Source organism: Oceanimonas doudoroffii (genome assembly GCF_002242685.1).
Classification (GTDB): Bacteria; Pseudomonadota; Gammaproteobacteria; order Enterobacterales; family Aeromonadaceae; genus Oceanimonas; species Oceanimonas doudoroffii.
Genome location: NZ_NBIM01000001.1, coordinates 1,067,508 through 1,091,392 on the forward strand (window position 1 = coordinate 1,067,508; position 23,885 = coordinate 1,091,392).

The window sequence follows — 23,885 nt, forward strand, 5'->3', positions numbered from 1 at the left end:
TTCTAGCACAGTTCCGGCCCGACGGGAGCAGTGAAGCTGGCGACCCCTGCCGGCTTGGTTATAATGGGTACCCCAATCGCCCAGGCACAAGGCAGTTTCATGAACGTAGATCAACAGGAAATCGACAAATTCGAGGCCATGGCCTCTCGCTGGTGGGATCTGGAGGGGGATTTCAGGCCCCTGCACAACATCAATCCATTGCGCCTTGGCTGGATTGCCGACAAGGCCGACGGCCTCTTTGGCAAGCAGGTGATCGACATCGGCTGCGGCGGCGGCATTCTCAGTGAAAGCCTGGCCCGGGAAGGGGCCGAGGTGACCGGCGTCGACATGGGCCGGGAACCCCTGGCAGTGGCCCGCTTGCACGCCCTGGAAAGCGGCGTCAGCGTCAACTACCGCCAGGCCACCGCCGAGCAGATGGCCGAAGAGCAGCCCGGCCAGTATGAGCTGGTCACCTGCATGGAAATGCTGGAGCACGTGCCCGAGCCGGCTTCCGTGGTGGCCGCCTGCGCCAGGCTGGCCAAACCCGGCGCCAACCTGGTGTTTTCCACCATCAACCGCAATCCCAAGGCCTGGCTGCTGATGATCGGCGCCGCCGAGCACCTGCTGAAAATGGTGCCCAAGGGTACCCATGATCACCGCAAATTCATTCGCCCCGCCGAGCTGTGCCGTTTTATCGAGGCCGCCGGTCTGGTGGTAAAGGACATTCAGGGCGTGGTGTACCGGCCGTTGCAGGGCGACTTCAAGCTCAGCCATGATGCAGACGTCAACTACATGGTTCACGCCATCAAACCGGAGTAAACGGCATGCTCAAGGCGGTATTGTTTGACCTCGACGGCACCCTGCTCGACACCGCGGGCGACATGGGCGCCGCCGCCAACCATGTGATCACCGGCCTTGGCCTCAACGCCCTGTCCGACGAGGTGCTGGCCTGCACTACCTCCGACGGCTCCTATGCCCTGCTCAGGGCCGGCATTCCGCAGGCCATGATTGAGCAGCACGGGCTGGATCGGTTACGGGAACGCATGCTCGGTTTTTACCGTCAAAACCTGTGTCACCACACCCAGCCTTACGCCGGCGTGCCCGAGCTGCTGGGCTGGCTCAATCAGAATGCCATTCCCTGGGGGGTAGTCACCAACAAGCCTGCGGCGCTCACCGAGCCGCTGCTGGCGGCCTTGCCGCTGTTCTCGCAGTGTGGCGTCACCGTCAGCGCCGACACCCTGGCCCATAAAAAGCCGCACCCGGCGCCGCTGCTGCATGCCGCCGCGCACCTGGGGGTGAAAGCCGACCACTGTGTCTATGTGGGCGATCACCGTCGCGACATCGAGGCGGGGCTGGCCGCCGGCATGGCCACCCTGGCCGCGGGCTGGGGTTATGTGTCGGCGGGTGAGGATCCCCACCGCTGGCAGGCCGGGGCCGTCATGGACTCGGTTGATGCACTCAGCCACTGGCTGAAAGGGGCATTTGACGCCCCCTGCTGAAAGATCCCGCGGATCCGCAAGCCGGTCATTTTTGCAAGCCAAATATTTAAAAAAAAGTTTTTCGCCGGCCACAAAAAAGACAGTGTTTTGCCAATGCCAGAGTCCCAACGGCACACCAGTTAGTAAACGCAAACATCGGTGTATTTCACACAGATTATCCACAAGCTGCCCAGTGCCGGGGCGGCTTGAGAATCGTGAACCAACCCACTATATTGTGCCCATTCCACTCAACGACAACTATATGTTGTGCTTCCTCCGCACCACGACCACACTATATAGGGTGGTTGGACGCACGGGATTTGCCGAGCAACACAACACCACTGGGAGAAGGTCCATCTCATGAATAAACATCTGCTGGTTACCAAACGCTCCGGCGCCAAGGAGCCCATCGATCTGGACAAGATCCACCGGGTGATCACCTGGGCCGCCGAGGGCCTGGACAATGTATCCGTGTCCCAGGTGGAACTGCGCTCCCACATCCAGTTCTATGACGGTATCCGCACCGAAGACATTCACGAGACCATCATCAAGGCCGCCGCCGATCTGATCTCCGAGCAGAGCCCGGACTACCAGTACCTGGCCGCCCGCCTGGCCATGTTCCATCTGCGCAAGAAGGCCTATGGTGAGTTCGAGCCGCCCCACTTCCATGACCATGTGGTGCGCCTGACCGAAATGGGCAAGTACGACCAGCACATTCTGGCCGACTACAGCCGCGAGGAATTCGAGGCCATGAATGCGCGCCTGCACCACGAGCGCGACATGAACTTCTCCTATGCCGCCATCAAGCAGCTCGAAGGCAAATATCTGGTGCAGAACCGGGTGTCCGGCGACATCTACGAGAGCCCGCAGTTCCTCTACATGCTGGTGGCCGCCTGCCTGTTCTCCAAGTACCCGAAAGAGACCCGGCTGGACTACGTCACCCGTTTTTATGACGCCGTGTCCACCTTCAAAATTTCCCTGCCCACGCCCATCATGTCCGGCGTGCGCACCCCTACCCGCCAGTTCAGCTCCTGCGTGCTGATCGAGTGCGGCGACAGCCTGGATTCCATTAACGCCACCTCCGGCGCCATCGTGCGTTACGTGTCCCAGCGCGCCGGCATCGGCATCAACGCCGGCCGCATTCGCGCCCTGGGCAGCCCCATTCGTGGCGGCGAAGCCTTTCACACCGGCTGCATTCCGTTCTACAAGCACTTTCAGACCGCGGTCAAATGCTGCTCCCAGGGCGGCGTACGTGGCGGTGCCGCCACCCTGTTCTACCCCATGTGGCACCTGGAAGTAGAGTCCCTGCTGGTACTGAAAAACAACCGTGGCGTGGAAGAAAACCGCGTGCGCCACATGGACTACGGCGTGCAGATCAACCGCCTGATGTACCAGCGCCTGATCAAGGGCGGCGACATTACCCTGTTCAGCCCGTCCGACGTGCCCGGCCTGTATGACGCCTTCTTTGAGGATCAGGCCAAATTTGAAGAGCTCTACGTCAAGTACGAAGCCGACGACAGCATTCGCAAGCGCACCGTCAAGGCGGTGGAGCTGTTCTCGCTGATGATGCAGGAGCGTGCCGGCACCGGCCGTATCTATGTGCAGAACGTGGATCACTGCAACACCCACAGCCCGTTCGATGCCAAAGTGGCGCCGGTGCGCCAGAGCAACCTGTGCCTGGAAATCGCCCTGCCCACCAAGCCGCTGATGGACATCAACGACGAGAACGGTGAAATCGCCCTGTGCACCCTGTCGGCCTTTAACCTAGGCGCCATCGACAAACTGGAAGATCTGGAAGGCCTGGCGGATCTGGCGGTACGCGCCCTGGATGCCCTGCTCGACTATCAGGACTACCCCCTGCTGGCAGCCAAAAAAGGCTCCATGAACCGCCGTACTCTGGGTATTGGCGTGATCAACTACGCCTACTACCTGGCCAAAAACGGCGTCAAGTACTCCGACGGCAGTGCCATCGGCCTGACCCATCAGACCTTTGAAGCCATTCAGTACTACCTGCTGAAGGCCTCGGTACAGCTGGCGAAGGAATTCGGCCCCTGCCCGGCCTTTAACGAGACCACTTATGCCCAGGGCGTGCTGCCCATCGACACCTACAAGAAGGATCTCGATGCCATCTGCCAGGAGCCGCTGCGCCTGGACTGGGAAACCCTGCGGGAAGAGATCAAGACCACCGGTCTGCGCAACAGCACCCTGACCGCGCTGATGCCGTCCGAGACCTCAAGCCAGATCTCCAACGCCACCAACGGCATCGAGCCGCCCCGTGGCCTGGTGTCGGTCAAGGCGTCCAAAGACGGCATTCTCAAGCAGGTGGTGCCAGAGTATGAGCGCCTCAAGAGCCAGTACGAGCTGCTGTGGCAGATGCCGTCCAACGACGGTTACCTGCAGCTGGTGGGTGTGATGCAGAAATTCGTGGATCAGGCCATTTCCGCCAACACCAACTACGATCCCGCCCGCTTTGACGGCGGCCGGGTGCCGATGAAGCAACTGCTGAAAGATCTGCTCACCGCCTACAAATTCGGTCTCAAGACCCTGTACTATCACAACACCCGTGACGGTGCGGCAGACGCCCAGAACGACCTGCAGGAAGATGACGGCTGCGCCGGCGGCGCCTGCAAGATTTAAGGCGCCTTACTGAAATAACTCGCGGCGGGTTTGCTCCCGCCGCCGTGCGCAGCGTCGCTGATACCGCCCCAGGCGGTTGAGCGGCACTGCGCTCTTGTCTTTGCGGAATGAAAAAAATGTCTTACACCACTTTCAGTCAAGTTCAGAATGATCACATGAAAGAGCCCATGTTCCTCGGCAATCCGGTGAACGTGGCCCGTTATGATCAGCAGAAATACGAAATTTTTGAAAAGCTGATTGAAAAGCAGCTGTCCTTTTTCTGGCGTCCGGAAGAAGTGGACGTGTCCCAGGACCGCATTGATTACCAGGCGCTGCCGGATCACGAAAAGCACATTTTCATCAGCAACCTCAAATACCAGACCCTGCTCGACTCCATTCAGGGTCGCAGCCCCAACGTGGCACTGCTGCCGCTGGTGTCCATTCCCGAGCTGGAAACCTGGATTGAGACCTGGGCGTTTTCCGAGACCATCCACTCCCGCTCCTACACCCACATTATTCGCAATATCGTCAACGATCCGGCCAAGGTCTTTGACGATATCGTGGCCAACGAGCACATTCAGAAACGCGCCAAGGATATCGCCCACTACTACGACGAGCTGATCGAATACACCAACTTCTATCACCTCTACGGCGAAGGTGAGCACGAGATCAAGGGCCGCAAGGTGCTGATCAACCTGTATGAGCTGAAGAAAAAGCTCTACCTGTGCCTGATGTGCGTCAACGCCCTGGAAGCCATTCGCTTCTACGTGAGCTTTGCCTGCTCCTTTGCCTTTGCCGAGCGCGAGCTGATGGAAGGCAACGCCAAGATCATTAAACTCATTGCCCGGGACGAGGCCCTGCACCTAACCGGCACCCAGCACATGATTAACATTCTGCGCAGCGGTGACGACGATCCAGACATGGCGCAGATCGCCAAAGACTGCGAACAGCAGTGCTTTGAGCTGTTCAAGGCCGCCGCCATTCAGGAAAAGGAATGGGCCGAATACCTGTTCAAGGACGGCTCCATGATCGGCCTGAACAAGGACATTCTGTGCCAGTACGTGGAATACATCACCAACCTGCGCATGCAGGCGGTGGGTCTGGAGCCGGCTTTTGCAGGCGCCAAGCAAAACCCGATTCCCTGGATCAACGCCTGGCTGTCATCCGACAATGTGCAGGTGGCGCCCCAGGAAGTGGAAGTGAGCTCCTATCTGGTGGGTCAGATTGACTCCCATGTGAGCCACGACGATCTGGGTGACTTTGAACTGTGAGCAAAGTGCGCACGCGCGATCTCAGCTTTGAACTGCGGGCGGGGGAAACCCTGCTCGACGGCCTGGAACGCACCGGACACGCGGTGGAATATCAGTGCCGCGAGGGCTACTGCGGCGCCTGCCGTACCCCCCTGCTTGAGGGCTGCGTGCGCTACCCGGAAACGCCGCTGGCCTTTGTGGCCAGCGGCGAAGTACTGCCCTGTTGCTGCCGGCCCGAGGGCGAGGTGCTGCTTGACGTGCCGCTGCTCGGAGTCAAAAAACAGGCCTGAGCCTCAACGCATTTTGCCGGCCTCGCCGGCATTGGGATCAAACGGCTGCCAGCTCAGCCGGCCATTTTGCTCAAACGACTTCTCCTTCGCGCACACAAACCACTGTTGTCCCATCTGGATCACCGCCCCTCGGGAATAGCGCTTGTCGGCGTAATAACACACCGGCTCAATGCCGGCGGCAATGTTCAGCTCCACCGGGGCGGTGGTAATGGTTTCGGCACCGGCCAGCGCCGGCAGCCCCCAGCACAGTCCCCACAGCAGCCTTTTCATGATGTTGCTCTCCCGCAATGACACAGATGGTTTTATGGTAGCACCGCCACCCGCCCCGAGGCTTGCTTTTCCGCTTGCCCCCGGCTAACGTGGTTATAGCTTTTTTCTTCATTTTTAGTCACTTGCAACGCCATGAAGCGACATGGCAGCGCTTTAAGCCGGTTTGTTTTGTTGGTATTGCCATCGGGCAGCTGATAAGGGAGACATCGCCTTGAAGTAGTCGTTTTGCCGTGATCATGTAGTCACTCTGTCGTCATCACGACATTTTGCGCCCTCCAGAAAGGAAAACGGCACCTTTTTGTGGGCGAGAAATCCACGGAGCCACATCATGAGCAAGGAAAAAGTGAAAAAGAAAGCCCGAAAAACCCTGAAGGAAAAACGCCAGGAGAAGCGGGACAAACGTACCAACGCCGAATAATCCCGCCGGCAGTTACCGCAAGGGCGCCGCCACGGCGCCCTTTTGATGTGCTCAGTCCAGATACCACTCCCAGCGCAGCTGCCGAATGCGCCCGTCCCGCCAGGAGATGGTCACCGCCTCCGTGGTTTCCACCGAACCATAACGCCAGTAATCCGCGTGCCGCTCCGTGGGCCGGCCCAGCTGCCGCTCCAGCCCTTCTCCCGGGCTGCCCGGCTGTAGAAATGCCGGCAGCCCGGGGTGCGGCCGCGTCAGCAGCAAAAACACCGGCAGGCCGCCGGGCCGGGCGCTTTCCCGGGACCAATAGGTGCGGGCTTCCAGTCCGGGACAACGCAGAATTTCAACCTGGTCGGTCACCCCTGGCACATGGGCGTTGTCCACCAGCCGGTAATCATAGCGAGGAGCGTCACAGGGCGCGGCCATCACCGCGTCGGCAATGCGCTCCAGGCGGGCCAGGGTTCGCTCCTGGGGGCCGGCGCAACCGGCCAGCATCAAACACAGCGCCAGCCAGCCTGCGCCCCTGTGCAGGGGGTTCCTGGGTATCGACAAAGGGTTGGGATGGATCATGGGGAGCCCTTGAATTCGAATGGAAATGGCCGTTTCTCGGTCTGTGTGCCCATCATCTTTGAGGAGACATTATGAGCACCGACGACAAGGGGAGTAAAGTCCCTGCACACCGGCTGGCGCGCATGGGCCATCTGGCATCACTGGCCACCCGGGTGGCCGGTGGCATGCTGAGCGAAGGCGCCCGCCGCCTGGTCAGGGGAGAGCGCCCGGCGGCTCGGGAGTTGCTGCTGATCCCCCCCAACGCCCGCCGGGTGGGCGATCAGCTGGCCCGTTTGCGCGGGGCGGCGATGAAGGTGGGCCAGCTGCTGTCGATGGACGCCGGCGAACTGCTGCCCGCGGAGCTGGCCGACCTGCTGGCCCGGCTGCGGGCAGAGGGTACGCCCATGCCCTCCCCTCAGCTGGCCGGGATGCTGACGCAGGAACTGGGGCCCGACTGGCAACGCCACTTCGCCCATTTCGAGTTTCGTCCCCTGGCGGCGGCGTCCATCGGTCAGGTACACCGGGCCTGGGCCGACGATGGCGAGGCGCTGGCGGTCAAGGTGCAATACCCCGGCATTGCCGGCAGCATCGACAGTGACGTGAACAATGTCGCCAGCCTGCTGCGGCTCAGTGGCCTGGTGCCCGCCGGGGTCGATTATCAGGGGCTGCTCGACGAAGCCAAACAGCAACTGCACGCCGAAGCCGACTATCACCGGGAAGCGCGCCAGCTGGCGCGCTTCAACGCCCTGCTGGGTGATGATGACCGCTTTGTGTTACCACGGGTGCGTACCGATATCAGTACGGGCCGGTTGCTGGCCATGAGTTATGTGCAAGGTAGCCCCATTGAAACCCTGAGTAATGAACCCCAGCCGGTGCGCAACCGGCTGATGGCGCTGTTGTTTGAGCTGCTGTTTCGCGAGCTGTTTGAATTCAATCTGGTACAGACCGATCCCAACTTCGCCAACTTTTTCCACCATCAAGGCCGGCTGGTGCTGCTCGACTTTGGCGCCACCCGGGAATACGCCTCCGGTTTTGCGCAAGGGTACCGCCACCTGTTTGCCGCCGCCCTGCACCAGGATACTTCCGCCATGGAGCTGGCCCTGAGCGACATCGGCTTTTTCAGCCAGCATATTATTCCCGAGCAGAAGCAGGCGGTGATTCACATGGTGCAACTGGCCTGCGAGCCGCTGCACCAGGACGCCCCCTTTGACTTTGGCCACAGCAGCCTGGCCCGGCGCCTGCGCGACGCCGGCACCGCACTCAGCATGCGACAGGATTACTGGCACAGCCCGCCCGCCGATGCGCTGTTTCTGCATCGCAAGATAGGAGGCCTCTATCTGCTGGCGGCGCGCCTTGGCGCCCAGGTCAATATGCGCCGGCAGTTGCAGCCCTGGCTGTAAAAACCGGCGGGGCCATTGCCAAGGGTAATGGCCCCATATACAGTAGGGAGTTGAATGACAACCTACCAGCAAATCGAGCCCAGTGACACATCCCGACACCACTCCCGCCCATCTTTCCCTTGAACGACTGATGCACACCGGCCTGCTTACCTGCAGCCCCGACACGCCCTTGCGGGAAGCCGCCGCAAGCATGGCTTCGCGCCGGTGCAGCTCGGTGCTGATACTGGAGCAGGGGCGAGCCGTGGGGATATGGACCGAACGCGACAGCCTGCGGCTGGACTTCTCCTGCCCCGACAGCCTCAACCAGCCCATTCGCCGTGTGATGAGCCGGCCGGTGCACAGCCTGCCCCGCCATACTTCCCTGACCGAAGCGGCCCGCTGGCTCAGGCAGTGGCGCTGCCGCCATGTGCTGGTGGTGGACGACGAACAGCGGCCGCTGGGCATGGTGTCACAAACCGACATGGCGCTGAAACAGGGGCTGGAGCCCTACCTCAGCCTGCGGGACGTACGCGAGGCCATGGACGCCACGCCACTGGTGCTGAACGGCGATCTCTGCCTGTCCCGGGCCGCCGCCGCCATGCTGGAGCAAGACAAGGATGCCGCCGTGGTGCACACCGCGGGGGCGCCACTCGGCATCATCACCGAGCGCGACATGGTACGCTACATTGCCCGGCACCCGGGGGCCACGCCCATCGGGGAACTGGCCAGCCGGCCCCTGCTGTCAGTGGCCCCCACCGACACCCTGCTGCACGCCCGGGACCTGCTGATCAATCACAGGGTGCGGCACCTGGCGGTGCTCGACGGCGAGCGCATTGCAGGACTGGTGGGCTTTCGCCAGATCATCGACGGCGTGGAGCATGGCTACCTTCAGGAAGTGCGTCAGCTACTGGAGCAGCGGGATCAGGCGCTGCTGCGCTCCCGGCTCAACCTGCAACTGGCGGAACGGGTAATCGAGGCCTCGCTGGAAGGCATTATCATTACCGACGCCGGCGGTCGCATCGAATTTGTCAATCCCGCCTTTACCCATACCACCGGCTACAGTGCCGAAGAGGTCATGGGCCGCACGCCGGCCCTGCTCTCTTCCGGGCGTCACGACGCCGCCTTTTACCGGGCCATGTGGCAAACCCTGAACGAACAGGGTTACTGGCGGGGCGAGATCTGGAACCGGCGCAAGAGCGGTCAGCTCTACCTGGAACTGCTCACCATTACCGCCATACAGGATGACGGCGGCAACATCACCAACTTTGCCGCCCTGTTTACCGACATCACCCATATTCGGGAAAACGAGGATCGCATTCGCCAGCTGGCCTATTACGATGCCCTCACCGGTCTGCCCAACCGACGCCTGCTGGAAGACCGGCTCGCGCTGGCGGTGCGCCACGCCCATCGCAGCCGCCGGCACCTGGCGGTCATCTTTATCGATCTGGATCACTTCAAACAGGTCAACGACACCCTGGGGCACGCCGCCGGCGACGAGTTGCTGCTGGAGGTGTCCCGACGCATTCGTGCCCGGCTGCGGGAAGACGACACCCTGGCGCGCCTCGGCGGTGACGAGTTTATCGTGCTGCTGCCCGAGCTCGAGCAGGCCGACGAGGCCAGCCGCATCGCCCAGCGGCTGATCGACGCCGTGGCCGAGCCCTTTTACATTCGCAACCAGCCGTTTCGCATTGGCTGCAGCCTGGGGGTAAGCCTGTATCCGGACGATGCCGACACGCCGGAAACGCTGCTGCACCACGCCGACTCGGCCATGTATCAGGCCAAGCAGGAAGGCCGCAACGACTATCGCCTCTACAGCCAGGACATGAACCACCAGCAGCATCGCGCCCTGGCCATGGAAACCGCCCTGCGCGACGCGGTAGAAAGCGGCGACGGGCTCAGCCTGCACTACCAGCCCCAGGTGCACCGGCACGACCGCACCCTGGCCGGCGTAGAGGCCCTGGCCCGCTGGCAGCACCCCGACTTTGGCCGGGTCTCCCCCGCCGACTTTATTCCCCTGGCGGAGCGGGCCGGACTCATGGTCGCCCTTGGCCGCACCCTGCTCGGTCAGGCCATTAGACAACAGCGGCACTGGCTGGACCAGGGCCTGGTGCCGGTGCCGGTGTCGGTCAACCTGTCGGCCCAGCAGTTCTGGCAGCATGATTTGCTGGTGCAGCTGCGCCAGCTGCTCGCCGAGCATCAATTACCCGCCGGCCTGATTAACATTGAGCTGACCGAGAGCGTGCTGCTCGACAAGCAGCAACAGGCCATTCCCCTTCTCAACAGCCTGCGCGAACTGGGTTGCGCCATTGCCATCGACGACTTTGGCACCGGCTATTCCTCACTCAGCTACCTGCAGGATTTGCCGGTGGACGTTCTGAAAATCGACCGCAGCTTTATTCAGCGCCTGGGCGAGTCCCGCAGCAGTGCCGCCATTCTGGCGGCGGTGACCGGACTGGCACGGGAACTGGCGTTTCACGTGGTGGCGGAAGGGGTGGAAACCGAGGCCCAGATGCAGGCGCTGGAGCGCTATCCGGTGGATCTGGTGCAGGGCTACCTGACCGGCAGGCCGCTGCCGGCGAGCGACTTTGCCGCGTTATGGCTTGGCAAAACGCGACATCAAGGGTAAAAACGCGAGTATGTCCGTAACTGGAAGACCCGATGTTCAAACTGTTTGAAAGCCTGACCCAGCCCTTTCCTGACGAAGCACCCACTCGTCCTCCCAAAGGCCTGTATGCCTTCTGCCGCCACTACACTCGAGGCTTTGAATGGCCCCTGGTGGTGATGGCGCTGCTCAGTGCCACCGTGGCCGTGATCGAAGTCGCCCTGCTTGGCTTTATGGGCCAGCTGGTGGATCTGCTGGCCAGCCATAGCCCGGAGTCATTCTGGGCCGAAGAGCGGGGTACCCTGATCCTCATGGGTGCGTTGGTGCTGGTGATCATTCCGCTGCTGGCCTTTGGCCACTCCATGCTGATGCACCAGTCGCTGCTGGGGAATTACCCCATGTCCATTCGCTGGCAGGCGCACCGCTACCTGCTGAACCAGAGCATGAGCTTTTATCAGGACGAATTCGCCGGTCGTATTGCCACCAAGGTGATGCAAACGGCACTGGCAGTGCGGGAAACCGTGATGAAACTGCTGGACGTGCTGGTATATGTATCCGTCTACTTTATCGCCATGCTGGTGATGATGGGCCAGTCGGATCTGATCCTGATGCTGCCCATTCTGCTCTGGCTGCTGACCTATATCGGCATTCAGTGCTACTTCGTGCCACGCATGAAGCGGGTCGCCACCGCCCAGGCCGATGCCCGCTCCATGATGACCGGCCGCATCGTCGACAGTTACGCCAATATCACCACGGTCAAACTGTTCGCCCATGCCGACGCCGAAACCCGCTATGCCCGACGAGGCATGCGTGCCTTTCTCGATACCGTTTACGGTCAGATGCGCCTGGCCACCGGCTTTGTGCTGAGCGTGGACGCCATCAACTACCTGCTGCTGTTCACCATTACCGCCCTGTCGATCGGATTGTGGATGAACGCCTCCGTCACCGTCGGGGTGATCGCCGTGGCCATCAGCATCGCCCTGCGCCTGCAAGGCATGTCGAAATGGATCATGTGGGAAATTGGCGCCCTGTTCGAAAACATCGGCACGGTGATCGATGGCATAAACACCCTGTCCAAATCCGTGGCCATCGAGGACAAGGCCGGCGCCGAAGAGCTGACCGTAAACCGGGGTGCCATTCGCTTTGAGGACATCACCTTTCAATATGGCCGGGATGAGCCGGTGATCGAGCACTTCAACCTGAATATTCGGCCCGGTGAAAAGGTGGGCCTGGTGGGTCGCTCCGGGGCGGGCAAGTCCACCCTGGTGAACCTGCTGCTGCGCCTGCATGAGCTCGAAGGTGGCCGCATCACCATAGACGGCCAGGATATTACCGCCGTGACCCAGCACTCCCTGCGTGGCCAGATTGGCATGGTGACCCAGGATACCTCCCTGCTGCACCGCTCCATTCGGGAAAACATTCTCTACGGCAAGCCGGCGGCTTCCGAGGAAGACCTGGTTGCCGCCAGTCGCCAGGCCCACGCCCACGACTTTATTCAAAGCCTGGAGGACAAGGGCGGCAACCGGGGTTACGACGCCCAGGTGGGCGAGCGCGGCATCAAGCTTTCGGGGGGCCAGCGCCAGCGCATCGGCATTGCCCGGGTACTGCTCAAGGACGCCCCCATACTGGTGCTGGACGAAGCCACTTCGGCGCTGGACTCCGAAGTCGAGGCCGCCATTCAGGAAAGCCTGTACCAGTTGATGGAAGGCAAAACGGTGATCGCCATCGCCCATCGCCTCTCCACCATCGCCGCCATGGACCGCCTGGTGGTGCTTGACCGAGGCCGTATCGTCGAGCAGGGTTCGCACCAGGAATTGCTGGCCCAAAACGGCATCTACGCCCAGTTGTGGAACCACCAGACCGGCGGTTTTCTGGCCGAAGTCCTGCAACCCTGACTCCCCGTGGGCTCCCGGCCGGGGCGGATGCCATCGTGCATCCGCCCCGGCCCGCGTTCACAGGGCGACCGCCCGGCCGATAAACTGGATGGGCCCGGTGGGCAGGCCGGTGGGCGAGCCGCCGGCCTGCTCCAGGGTCAGCTCAAACAATTGATTGGGCGCCAGCGGCGGCAACTCCGCCAGCGGCACCCGCAGCGGCTGCCCCGGCTCCACCAGCCCCAAAGATACCGGCCGTGGCCAGTCTTCCCCCTTGGTCCAGAATTGCAGCACCCGATCCGCCGGCACCGACACCGCCGCCAACGGAGTCAGCTGCACCTCCCGCGAGTCGCTGGCCTGCACCAGCCAGCCCGGGGTCTGCTGCTCCGGCGCCACTAGCACCACCACATAGCGCGGCGCGGGCGAAGGCCGCAGCCACAACAGCGCCGCCAGCACCACACAGGCGGCGAGACTGGCCATACTCAGCCCCTGCCAGGGCAAGAGGCGGCGCCACCAGGGCGGGCGCCGGTGGTCCGGTCGCACCGGCGCCAGGGCATCCAGAGTACGCTCCACCCGGGGCCAAAGCCGGGACGAGGGCGCCCTCGGCTCGGCCAGAGCGGTCAGCGGGTGCAGCCGCTCCTCCCACTGCGCCACCGCGTCCCGCAGCGCCGCATCGGCTTGCAGCCGTTGCTCCACCCGCCGTCGCTCCTCGGCGGACAAGGTCCCCAGCACATATTCGCCGGCAAGGGTATACAGTGCCGGATCCGGTTGATGCCCGTCCTTCATGCCATGCACTCCCGCAGGGCCGCCAGACCGCGCCGAATCCAGGCCTTAATGGTGCCCAGCGGCGCGCCCATGCGGCCGGCAATTTCATGATGGGTGCAGCCGTCCATATAGGCATGCAGTATGCAGTTGCGCCGCTCCGGCTCGAGCTGTTCCAGGCAGAGCTCGACTCGAGCGCCGCACTCTTCCCAGGAGGTCTCGTCCCGGCGCTGTAGCCAGTGCTCGAACGAATGGTGCGCCTCCATGCGCTCGGCCTGCTCCGGGTCCAGGCCCAGCTCTCTGCCCCGGTTGCGTACCGTGTTCAGGGCCAGATGTCGGGCCACGCTGTAGATCCAGCCCCGGGCCGAGCCCCGGGCCGCATCAAAGCTGCCGGCCCGCAGCCAGATGTTGATCAAGGCATCGTGCACTATGTCTTCCGCCAGGGCATGATCGCGCACTATGCGCATGACCACCCCCAACAGCCGGGATCCTTCCCGTTCATAAAGCCGATGAAGGGCACTGCGCTCGCCCCTGGCACAGGCCGCCAGCAGGGCCCGGTAATCGGTATCTGTCGTCTCTGTGCTCATCTGCAGGGCCGCCCAAAAGTAGTCAAACGAAGCCTAACTCAGTTTCAAGCGTAGACCAGTTTGAACGGGCGGCCCTGAGTTTTGCTGTTTACCCTGAGCCCGTCGATGACGTGCCTCAGCCGGCCTTCCAGAACAGGTAATCGGCCTGATATTGCACGATTTGCCGCTCGCCCTGGTTGTCCTGGCCACAGGCCATGGCCGGCGCCACCCCGCCTTGCGTATTCAGCCGCTGAATGTAGGTCACCCCTGTCATGGCCCCCTCGCCTTCGGCGGGGTTCGCCCGAACCAGCTGGAAGGGTATGTTGCCATCGTCGCCCGGCGCCACCGCCAGCTGGGTGCCGGTCACACTGGAGCCGTCGGCCGCCTGCCAGGTGGCGGGCGGACCAAAATAGCGACCCACCTCGTTGCCGCCGCTGTCCTTCAGCATCGCATCCGGCCCCATGAATACCCAGGTCAGCTCATCGGCGGCATCGGCCTTGGCGCGGCATTCATAGGTGATTTCGCCGACCCCCACGGTTTCCAGCGCCACCTTGTTACCCGCCGGAACCTGTACGCTGTCCGGCACCGCGGCCCAGGCGACGGGCGCAAGCAACAGGGCCGAAGCCAGTACCGGAGTGATTTTGCGGTTGAAATTATGCATCTCATGTCTCCTTGTGACGGAAATCTCGCGTGCGGCATCTTGGCCACTCAGGTAATACCCGCCAGTTACGCATCTGGATGCACCCAACCACAAAAAAGTTTTTCTCCCCTAGCCCTGCAGGCTCTCCAGCAGGCCGCTTCGCCGCTCCACTCGGCGCGCAATGGCCTGCTCAAACACGCCGCGTCTGGGCTCGAGCAGGGTAAACCAGTGCCGGGCCCGGGTAATGCCGGTGTAGAGCAGCTCCTTGGTCAGCACCGGGTTCAGGGCCTCGGGCAATATCATGGCGGTGTGGGCAAATTCCGAGCCCTGGGACTTGTGTACCGTCATGGCAAACACCGTTTCCACTTCACTCAGCCGGCTGGGCAGCACAAAGCGCAACTCGCCGCTGCCGTCGTTGCGGGGAAAGGCCACCCGCAACACCGGTCGGCCGTCTTCTTCCGGCAGGCGCAGGGCAATGCCGATGTCACCGTTCATCAGCCCCAGGCCGTAATCGTTACGGGTGACCAGCACCGGCCGGCCTTCATACCAGCCTTCCTTGCCTTCCAGCAGGCCGCGTCGGTGCAGCAGGCCGGCGATACGCTCATTTAGTCCTTCCACCCCCCAGGGCCCGCGACGCACCGCACACAGCAACCGAAACTGATCAAAGGCGGCGAGCACGCCTTTGGCCCAGTCATGCCAGGCACCATCACCATAGGCCGTGCCAACGGCGGGCCGCTCATCACGCAGTGTGCTCAGGTAGTGGCCATAGCCCAGGGCCTGGCCCCGGCCGTCACTCAGCAGCCGGTTGAGCGCACCGTCCTGCTCCCCCTTGAGTCGCACCGTGGCCACCTCGTCGCCGCCGGCGAGGTGCCGCCGCGCTTCTTCGGGCTGTTGGCGATTCACCGCCTCCGCCAACCGGCCAATGCCGGAGCCCCCGGCAAAGCGGCGGGAATAACGCAGCATCAGAATGCGCTGGGCCAGGGCATTTCGCCCGGGCTCGCCGGCCACCAGTGCCGAATGCGCCACCTGTTCGCCACTGACCGCTTCAAGCCAGGCCAGGCGCTCCGGTTGATACAGTCCCCGTTCGGCATGGCGGCACAAATCCCCCAGCAGGGCTCCCGCCTCCACCGAAGCCAGCTGATCCTTGTCTCCGAGCAGCAACAACCGGGCATGAGCCGGCAGCGCCGCCAGCAGGCTGTGCATCATTTCCAGATCGATCATCGAGGCCTCATCCACCACCAGCACGTCCAGGGGCAACGGATTGCCGGCATGATGGCGAAAATGCCGGCTATCGGGCAGGCTGCCCAGCAGCCGGTGCAGGGTGCTTACCTCCACCGGTATACGGGCACGCACTTCGTCGTTCACCGGCAGCGACGCCACCTGGGCGCCGATCGACTCGGTGAGCCGGGCCGCCGCCTTGCCGGTGGGGGCCGCCAGCCGAATGCGCAGCGGCTGCTCGGCGGTGCCCTGCAGCAACGCCAGCAGCCGCACCACCGTCGTGGTCTTGCCGGTGCCGGGGCCGCCGGTGATCAAGGTAAAGCCGCTGCTCGCCGCCAGCGCGCAGGCAAGCTTCTGCCAGTCGGTCTGGCGCTCACCGTTAAGCAGCAGCGGCTCGGGAAAGAGCCGCGCCAGCCAGCCGGACAGGCCGTCTGGCACGGCTCTGTCGTCACCGATGCGCGCCGCCAGCGCCCGCGCCACCCCCTGCTCATAATTCCAGTAACGGCGCAAGTAGAGGCGCTCGCCATGCAGCACCAAAGGCCGGTCCGTCTCGCCCCCGGCGGCCACCAGGGCGCTTGCCGCCAGGGCTCGAGTCCAGTGCGCCAGGGTCAGGCCCGCCAGCTGCACGGAGGGCAGCCAGGCATCGGCCAGGCCCTCCTCTCCTTCCGGCGGCAATGACAGGGCAAAGTCGGGCGCAGCCAGGGTGGCGGCCAGATCCAGACACACATGACCATGGCCCAGCTGGTGGCTGGCCAGGGCCGAGGCCAGCAGTACCACCGACTCGGCCTGGTCATCCTGCTCGGCAAAAAAGCCCGCCAGGGCCCGGTCCAGTGGCCGCAGCCAGCCCAGCGCCACCCAACGGTCAAGCAGCGCCAGCAACTCGGTGATGGTGGTATGGGGGGTGATCATGGCTGAACCTCCTCGGCCTGGCCGCAAAACAGCGCGTCAAGGCGCTCTATCAAAACCCTGGGGGGCTTGTGGGAAAACAAGGCACCGGGGCGGCGTACAAAAAGATACAGGGCACCGCCCATGTGGGTGTCGTAGTCGTAATCGGGCAGCCGCAGCCGCAGCTGGCGGTGCAGCGCCAGCACATAGAGCACGTACTGCAGATCGTAACGGTGGCGAATCATCTGATCGATCATGGCCGCCTGGGTGTAATCCTCGTCTTCCGGGCCCAGCCAGTTTGACTTGTAATCCACCACGTAATAACGGCCTTCATGTTCAAACACCAAATCGATAAAGCCCTTGAGCATGCCGTTGAGCCGCCCCGGGGCCAGCACCGGTCGCTCCTGCTCCGGCAACACATGGGTGCGTACCAGCTCGTCCAACCTGGGCACCCGCACCTGACTCACTTCGAGCCAGAACTCCAGCTCCGGCTGAAACTGTTGCAGCGCCTGCAGTGCCGGGCCGCCCTCAAACAGCGGCGTAGCCAGCAGGCCCCGCAGCCAGTCGGTCAGCGCCGGTGCCCACTCTTCCAGGTTGCGCAGCTGGCAACGCCGGGCCAGTTGGCCGGCCAGCTCCTCGGGTTGTGCCGCCAGCCCTTCGGTCAGGGCCAGCTCCAGCAAACCGTGCAGAAAGGTACCCGCCGCCGGCCCGCGAGGAAAACGGTGCAGGCTGGGGGTTTCACCGGGCCGCAGCGGCACAAAGGGCCGCTCCAGTTCGTCGTCGCCGGCCTTGCCGGCCTCGGGCCGCTCGGGGGCGGCATCGTCAAAGCGCTGGCCGGCGTCTTCCCGACTCAGCAGGGCGCTGTATGAGGCAATCCACCAGTGCTCGGCGGCCGGGCGGGCCGGCGTGGCCCAGACCGGCGGGGCGACGCCCGCCGAGGTATCCACCCAGGTTTCCACGTCCGGTTCCGGCGCCGGGCTCAGGCTGGTATGGTCGCTCACCAGTGGTGTCAGCCAGCCCTGAAGATTGCCGTCCAGCACGGCGCCACCGCCCAGCAGCCGCCCCATGGCCGAGTCATGCAGGCGGGATGCCTTGCCGTTGCCCACACGAATGTCCGCCAGCCCCAGCCAACAGGCGTGCCGGGCCCGAGTCAAGGCTACATAGAGCAGGCGCAAATCCTCGCCCAGCCGTTCGCGCTCGGCCTGGGCCTGCTGCTCATCGGTGGGGCTCAGCACCAACCGCTTGCGCTCGCCGTCGTGCAGCTGCACCGCCGTGCCCCGGGCCCCGCTTTCCCGGAACGAGCAGATAAAAGGCAGAAACACCAGGGGGTACTCCAGCCCCTTGGATTTGTGAATGGTCACCACCCGCACCAGGGCGGCGTCGCTTTCCAGCCGCAGCACCTGCTCGTCGGCGGCCTGGCGTTCCCCGTCCATGCACTCGGTAAGGTGGCGGATCAGCGCCTGCTCGCCATCAAGGCTGGCGGCGGCCTGCTGCATCAGCTCGGCCAGATGCAATATATTGGTGAGGCTACGCTCGCCTTCCGTGCCCCGCAACAGCCGGGCCGGCAGGGCGAAGTCGTGCAACAGCCGGTGCACCATGGGCAATACTCCCTGGCGCTGCCAGATGCGGCGATAGTCCCGAAACTGCAACACGCGACGCTCCCAGTGACGCTCATCCTGGTTGAGCCGCTCCAGCTCGCCGAGACTCAAGCCCAGGGTGGTGGTGGCCAGCGCCGCCCTGAGTGTGCCGTCCTGCTCCGGCTCGGCGCAGGCGCGCAACCAGTGGCGCAAATCCGCCGCCTCGGGGCTGGCAAACACCGAGTCCTTGTCGGACAGGTACACGCTGCGCACGCCCCGGGCCGCCAGCGCGGTGCGAATGGCCTGGGCCTCGCGAAAACTGCGCACCAGCACCGCCATGTCGCTGGGCCGCACCGGGGTCAGGGTGTCGCCGTCGGCAAAGCCGGCCCGGCCCGCACCGCCCAGGTTCAGCAACCGGGTCATGTGGCTGGCGCAGCGCTCGGCCATCTGCTCCACATAGGCACCGCCGGCAAAGGGCGTATCGTCGTCCTGTTCCAGCTGCCACAGGGTCAGCGCCGGCTGCGGCGCACCCTCGCACTGCCAGCCTTCTTGTCGGCCCTTGGCCTTTACCGGCACAAAGGGCAGCGGATTGTGCTCGCCGTCGCGAAACAGAAAGGCGCCCTCGGCATGCTGCTCGGCCCGTTCAAACAGGTGATTGACCGCCGCCACCATGGCCGTGGCGGAGCGAAAGTTGGTGTCCAGACTGTAGTGCCGGCCCTCGGTGGCGGCCCGGGCCGACAGGTAGGTATAAATGTCGGCACCGCGAAAGGCGTAAATGGCCTGCTTGGGATCGCCAATCATAAACAGGCCGCTGTCGGCGCTGTTGTCCGCCACGCGGTAAATTGTGTCGAAAATACGGTATTGCAGGGGGTCGGTGTCCTGAAATTCATCGATCAACGCCACCGGAAACTGTTGCCTGATCACTTCGGCCAGGCGCGGGCCGTTCTCTCCGGCCAGGGCATCATCCAGGCGGGTCAGCATGTCGTCAAAGCCCATTTCGGCCCGGCGGCGTTTTTCCAGCTCAAAGCGCCGGCGCACCCAGGCGGCGGCATGGCGCAGCGCCGGCTCGGCGGGGCCGGTGAGGGCCGCCAGCTGCGCCGGCAGGGTCACCATGGCATCCAGGCCCGAATGAACGGGCGGCGTGCCGGTTTTCCAGGCCTCTGCCAGGCCGTCGGGGGTGAGCCGCACAAAGCCGGTACCGAGATCCAGCTCCGCCTCGGTGGAGCCGGCCCAGGCCCGCAGCTTGCCGAACCAGGGCTGATAGTAACGGGCCTGCAGCTTGCGACCGTTAACCACCTTGTCGGCCACCGCCTTGTCGAGCAGCAATTCCAGTTCGTCGGCCCAGGCGCCCCAGGGGGCCTTGAGGGCCGCGAGGTCGGCCTCGCGCTGGCTCAGGCTGTGCGCCAGCAGCTCCCCCAGCTCACCCTCGGCCTCGCCCGGCTCGCCCAGCAGCGGCCGCAGCGCCTTCAGCAGGCCACTCGGGGTCTGCCAGTGGGTCATCACCCAGTCGAGGGCGGCGCCGCCCAGCGGGTAGCACTGGCGGCGCCAGTAATCACGCACCACTTCCGCCAGCAGTTCGCTATGATCGGTTTGCAGGGTCTGGGTAAACAGGCTGCCGCTGTCAAAGGCGTGCTCCCGCAGCATGCGCTGGCACCAGCCGTGAATGGTGGACACCGCCGCCTCGTCCATCCACTGGGCGGCAATGTCGAGGCGATGGGCACAACCGGTCCACTGCTCGGGGGCAATATCGTCGCGCAGGGCCATCAGCAGGTCATCGCCCTGCGCCTCGCCGCGAAATACCGCCGCCGCCTCCACCAGCCGGGCACGAATGCGATCACGCAACTCCTGGGTGGCGGCCTCGGTAAAGGTCACCACCAGAATTTCCGGCGGCAGCAGCTCCCGGGCAAAACCCTGTTCTCCGCCGTGGCCCAGCACCAACCGCAGGTAGAGTGCCGAAATGGTAAAGGTTTTGCCGGTGCCGGCGCTGGCCTCGATCAGCCGGCTGCCGTGCAGGGGAAAGCTCAGCGCCAGCGGACGCGTTGCACTCATGATAATGCCTCCTGTGGCAAGGGTTGCGGGCCATGCTCCAGCAGCGGCCGGTAAAGTTGTTCGCTCCAGGCGGCAAAACAGCCATCGGCATTCAGAACGTCAAAGTCGGGGAACTGCCGGGCCAGGGCGCCGCTCTCCGCGCGCTCACCTTGGCTGTGGTAACCGTCGCCCTCATAGGCTTTGCGGGCGGCCGGCTCGGCCCTGGTGTCGTCCTTTTGCTCGAGTCGGCTCATGGCGGTTTTCATCGCCACCGGCAGCGGCGCCGTCATGCCCGCCTGCAAAGCATTCAGCCAACCCTGCACGATGCGTTGGGCGTCCTCTTGCGGCAGCGGTGCGCCATGCAGGGTGGTGTCTTCCCCCACCACATACAGGCTGAGTTTAATGCCGCAGGCGCAGGCCACCGTCTGGGCCACAAAGGCGCGCAGCAGCCGGTGCCAGCGCAGGCTTTTATCGTTTTGCAGATTCCCCGGCTGCAGCTCAATCAGGGCCAACCGGTCGCCGCCCTGGCGCAGTCCGCCCAGCCAGCCTTCCAGTTGCAGACCCGAATGCTCAATCGACAGCGGCAGCGGCGAAGTCAATATTCCGGGCCAGGCATGACAAAGCGCCCTGAAACGGGCCAGCTGATCCGGCAGGGCCGCCTGCACCTCGGTCCGAATCCGCTCGCCAAAGCCCGCCAGCGGCAACCGGCCCTGCCCCTGCAGCCGGGCGGCGGCCCTGGCCAGGGCGGCATCGGGCTCCTCGGCATTCGCGGCGGCCTCCAGCAGCTCACGCTTGATCACATAACGCTCAAGGCCGTTGAGGGCAAAGGGCTCGTCGTCGAGCCCGGTGGCGGTGCTTTCATCCAGCATGACCTTGAGCCGGCGGGCAAAAAAGGCAGCCACGGGCTGGCGCAGAAACTGCTGCAGCTGCTCCAACGGCACGGGGCCGTCCGGACACCAGGCCGGCAGAGACGACTCGGTAGAGGTAGGGTTGCCCTCGGCCTGCACCCACTCCCGGGCATAGCTGATCAGGCCGCTGCCGGGGGTGAAGTAACGCCGACTAAAGGGCTGCAACGGGTGCTCGGTGGTAATGGCATCAAGCAGCTCACCGCCCTGCGCCAGCTGCCAACCACTCAGATGATCCCTGAGCTGGCCCACCAGCACCGACGGCGGCCGCTCGGTATTGTCGCGAATGCTACGGCCCACCCAGCTGATATAGAGCCCGTCCCGGGCCGAGAGCAGGGCTTCCAGCATCAGGTAGCGGTCGTCTTCCCGGCGGGAGCGATCCCCGGGGCGGTAGTCGCCGGCCATCAGATCAAAGTCGAGGGGGGTAACGCTGCGAGGATAGTCGCCGTCGTTCATGCCCAGCAGGCAGACCCGGCGAAAGGGAATGGCGCGCATCGGCATCAGGGTGCAGAAATTCACCGCCCCGGCCAGAAAACGCTGGCTCAGCCGGCCCTGATCCACCGCGGCCAGCCAGGCTTCGCGCACCACGGTGAGCGGCAGTGGCTCGGTCAGCTCCACTCCGGCACAGAGTTCCTGCCACTGCTCCAGGGCATCGGTGAGGCCGCCCATCAATGCCTGCTCGCGCTCACTGTCGGGCTCAAAGAAGGCACCGAGCAACGCCAGCAGCCGCACCGACCACTCGGCGGCGGACACCGCCTCACTCAGGGTATCGTGCAGGGCATCAATGGCGTCCAGCAGGCTCACCAGGGGGCCGATGATAACGGCGTCCAGGCCGCCGATTTCATCGTAGGGCTCAATGCCGGCCCAGGCGTCACCGGTGCCCACGGCATAGCCCAGCAGCATGCGGCGCAGGCCAAAGCGCCAGGTGTTCTGCTCCAGGCTGCCCGGCAGGCCCAGGCCGGCCCGGCGGCGGGCGTCCAGGCCCCAGCGCACCCCGGCCCCTTCAATCCAGCGCCGCAGCACCGGCAGATCCGCCTCGTGAATACCAAAACGCCGGCGCAGGGCGGCCACGTCGAGCAGATCCAGCACCTCGCTCACCGGCAACCGGCTGTCGGGCAGGCGCAGCAAGTGCTCCAGGGCGATCAACAGCGGCTCATTGCCCCGGCTGCCCTGATCCGCCAGGGTAAAGGGAATAAAGCGATCGTCGTCCCGTTCATACTGGCCAAATACCGCCTGAATATGGGGAGCATAAACGTTGATGTCGGGCACCATAACAATGATGTCACGGGGTCGCAGGCTATCGTCTTCGGAAAAACGGGCCAGCAGCCGATCGTGCAGAATTTCCACTTCACGCTGGGGGCTGTGGCCGACATGAAATTCCACGCTGAGCTGCTCCGGCGCCAGCGGCGGCCAGTATTCGCGGCTTTCCGCCGGCGGCCGCAGGTTGAGAATGTCATCCTGCAGCTGACCCAGTAAATGCTCGGTGTTGCCGTCATCAAACAGATCGATGCGGCTGCCGAGGGCGTCAAAACGGGCACGGTAACTGTCGGGGTCGTCCAGACTGTCGAGCAGGTTGATGTAGTCCCGGCCCTGCTTGCCCCAGGCCGCCAGCAACGGATGGGCATGTTGATGCAGCTCCACCGCACTCAGCCCCGGGGCCTGGCCGGCCTTGCGGGCGTGCCGGCGGTACTGGTGGCGCAGCAGATCCTGATCCGGCACTATGTCGCCCCAGTGGTGCTGGCAGGGATTGTGCACGCACAGCAGCACCTGACTGAACCGAGCCATGGCCGACAGCGCTTCCAGGGTCTGTGCCGGCAACGAGGAAATGCCGAACACCACCACACGCCGAGGCAGTCCGGGGGGGCGGCGTTCGCAGGTACGCAAGTATTCCACAAAGCGCGGGTGCACCCCGGCCCGGCTGCCGGCCAGCTCCTGCTCCCCCACGTCACCCAGCAACACGCGCCATAACGCCGGCTGCCAGCGTACCGCCTCTTCCAGCGGCTGTTCGCCCCGGCGACCGTGGATCATCACATCACGGCCGTCCGCCCAGGCCGCCAGCCAGTCGGCCCGGTACACCTGGTACTGATCGAACAAGTCCGCCAGCCGCTCGGCCAGCTGGTAGCGCTTGCGGCCGTCATTGTCGTCCTGCAAAAAGCGCTCAAGGGGGGCAAATACAGGATCACGCACCAGTGCCGGCAGCAGCCGCATCAGCCGCCAGGTCAGCGGCGCCTTGTCCAGCGGCGACAGCCGGGGAATGGTATGGCTGCCCAGCACCGCCCGATAGCTTTGCCACAAAAACCGGGCCGGCAGCTCCACCTGCATGGCGGCGGCAATACCACCGCTGCGGTGCTCGGCCAGGGCCAGTTTGAGCCACTGGGCTATGCCGTTGCTCTGTACCAGTATCACTTCGTTTTCCAGCGGCGCCAGCGGATTGCGCCGCATCCAGGCCACTGCCAGCTCCCGCAGGGCTTCCAGGTGATTGCCGTGCACCACCATGAGGCCGGGGGAAAGCCCATCGTTATTTTGCATGCCGAGTCCTTGTTTACCGCGCGTCGAGGCCTATGATAGTGCCGAATGGGCGCGACATTAAGCACCGCATGTCTGCCGG

General features: G+C 64.0%; 16 protein-coding genes. 8 read left to right on the plus strand and 8 right to left on the minus strand.

The window, feature by feature from the left end; translation table 11 throughout:
• The first annotated feature begins 99 nt into the window (after positions 1–99).
• From ubiG to yfaE, 5 genes are all read left to right on the plus strand, one after another.
• Complete coding sequence (gene ubiG / locus B6S08_RS04940; protein ID WP_094199632.1) at positions 100–798, plus strand: bifunctional 2-polyprenyl-6-hydroxyphenol methylase/3-demethylubiquinol 3-O-methyltransferase UbiG; 699 nt, start codon at positions 100–102, stop codon at positions 796–798.
• Between the two features lie 5 nt (positions 799–803).
• The gene (locus B6S08_RS04945) at positions 804–1,478 is read left to right on the plus strand and encodes an HAD family hydrolase (protein WP_094199633.1); all 675 of its coding nucleotides are present in this window, start codon (positions 804–806) and stop codon (positions 1,476–1,478) included.
• A 339-nt stretch (positions 1,479–1,817) separates the two neighbouring features.
• Positions 1,818–4,094, plus strand: coding sequence for a class 1a ribonucleoside-diphosphate reductase subunit alpha (nrdA, locus tag B6S08_RS04950; RefSeq protein WP_094199634.1), 2,277 nt, complete (start codon positions 1,818–1,820; stop codon positions 4,092–4,094).
• Positions 4,095–4,210: 116 nt separating this feature from the next.
• The gene (gene nrdB, locus B6S08_RS04955; RefSeq protein ID WP_094200550.1) at positions 4,211–5,344 is read left to right on the plus strand and encodes a class Ia ribonucleoside-diphosphate reductase subunit beta; all 1,134 of its coding nucleotides are present in this window, start codon (positions 4,211–4,213) and stop codon (positions 5,342–5,344) included.
• A gap of 5 nt (positions 5,345–5,349) precedes the next feature.
• Positions 5,350–5,613, plus strand: a complete 264-nt coding sequence (gene yfaE / locus B6S08_RS04960; protein WP_370462301.1) for a class I ribonucleotide reductase maintenance protein YfaE — start codon at positions 5,350–5,352, stop codon at positions 5,611–5,613.
• A 3-nt stretch (positions 5,614–5,616) separates the two neighbouring features.
• On the opposite strand, the gene B6S08_RS04965 is transcribed toward yfaE, so the two are convergent.
• Positions 5,617–5,883 carry a DUF1496 domain-containing protein gene (locus B6S08_RS04965; RefSeq protein ID WP_094199636.1) on the minus strand — a complete coding sequence of 89 codons (267 nt, stop codon included), beginning with the start codon at positions 5,881–5,883 and terminating at the stop codon, positions 5,617–5,619.
• Positions 5,884–6,352: 469 nt separating this feature from the next.
• Positions 6,353–6,865 carry a hypothetical protein gene (locus B6S08_RS04970; protein WP_094199637.1) on the minus strand — a complete coding sequence of 171 codons (513 nt, stop codon included), beginning with the start codon at positions 6,863–6,865 and terminating at the stop codon, positions 6,353–6,355.
• 71 nt (positions 6,866–6,936) lie between these two features.
• Between B6S08_RS04970 and B6S08_RS04975 the strand changes: the two genes are divergently transcribed.
• The 3 genes from B6S08_RS04975 (at position 6,937) to B6S08_RS04985 (ending at position 12,720) form a co-directional block, all read left to right on the plus strand.
• Positions 6,937–8,244 (plus strand): ABC1 kinase family protein, encoded by a 1,308-nt coding sequence (locus B6S08_RS04975; protein ID WP_094199638.1) that lies wholly within the window; start codon positions 6,937–6,939, stop codon positions 8,242–8,244.
• Between the two features lie 82 nt (positions 8,245–8,326).
• Entirely contained in the window at positions 8,327–10,849 is a 2,523-nt protein-coding gene (locus B6S08_RS04980) for an EAL domain-containing protein (protein WP_245849814.1), read from the plus strand.
• 32 nt (positions 10,850–10,881) lie between these two features.
• On the plus strand, positions 10,882–12,720 hold the full coding sequence (locus B6S08_RS04985) for an ABC transporter ATP-binding protein (RefSeq protein WP_094199640.1): 1,839 nt from the start codon (positions 10,882–10,884) through the stop codon (positions 12,718–12,720).
• A gap of 57 nt (positions 12,721–12,777) precedes the next feature.
• Here B6S08_RS04985 and B6S08_RS04990 read toward each other — a convergent pair whose 3' ends face one another.
• From B6S08_RS04990 to recC, 6 genes are all read right to left on the minus strand, one after another.
• A complete protein-coding gene (locus B6S08_RS04990; RefSeq protein ID WP_094199641.1) occupies positions 12,778–13,482 on the minus strand; it encodes an anti-sigma factor in 705 nt (234 codons plus the stop codon).
• Positions 13,479–14,045 carry a sigma-70 family RNA polymerase sigma factor gene (locus B6S08_RS04995; protein WP_094199642.1) on the minus strand — a complete coding sequence of 189 codons (567 nt, stop codon included), beginning with the start codon at positions 14,043–14,045 and terminating at the stop codon, positions 13,479–13,481. Before B6S08_RS04995 ends, B6S08_RS04990 begins: the two co-directional genes overlap by 4 nt.
• 115 nt (positions 14,046–14,160) lie before the next feature.
• The gene (locus B6S08_RS05000; RefSeq protein ID WP_094199643.1) at positions 14,161–14,685 is read right to left on the minus strand and encodes a DUF3455 domain-containing protein; all 525 of its coding nucleotides are present in this window, start codon (positions 14,683–14,685) and stop codon (positions 14,161–14,163) included.
• A gap of 108 nt (positions 14,686–14,793) precedes the next feature.
• Entirely contained in the window at positions 14,794–16,791 is a 1,998-nt protein-coding gene (gene recD, locus B6S08_RS05005; protein ID WP_094199644.1) for an exodeoxyribonuclease V subunit alpha, read from the minus strand.
• Entirely contained in the window at positions 16,788–20,393 is a 3,606-nt protein-coding gene (gene recB / locus B6S08_RS05010) for an exodeoxyribonuclease V subunit beta (RefSeq protein ID WP_094199645.1), read from the minus strand. The genes recD and recB overlap by 4 nt, the downstream gene beginning before the upstream one ends.
• Positions 20,390–23,806, minus strand: a complete 3,417-nt coding sequence (gene recC, locus B6S08_RS05015) for an exodeoxyribonuclease V subunit gamma (protein ID WP_094199646.1) — start codon at positions 23,804–23,806, stop codon at positions 20,390–20,392. Before recC ends, recB begins: the two co-directional genes overlap by 4 nt.
• Between the last annotated feature and the right edge of the window lie 79 nt (positions 23,807–23,885).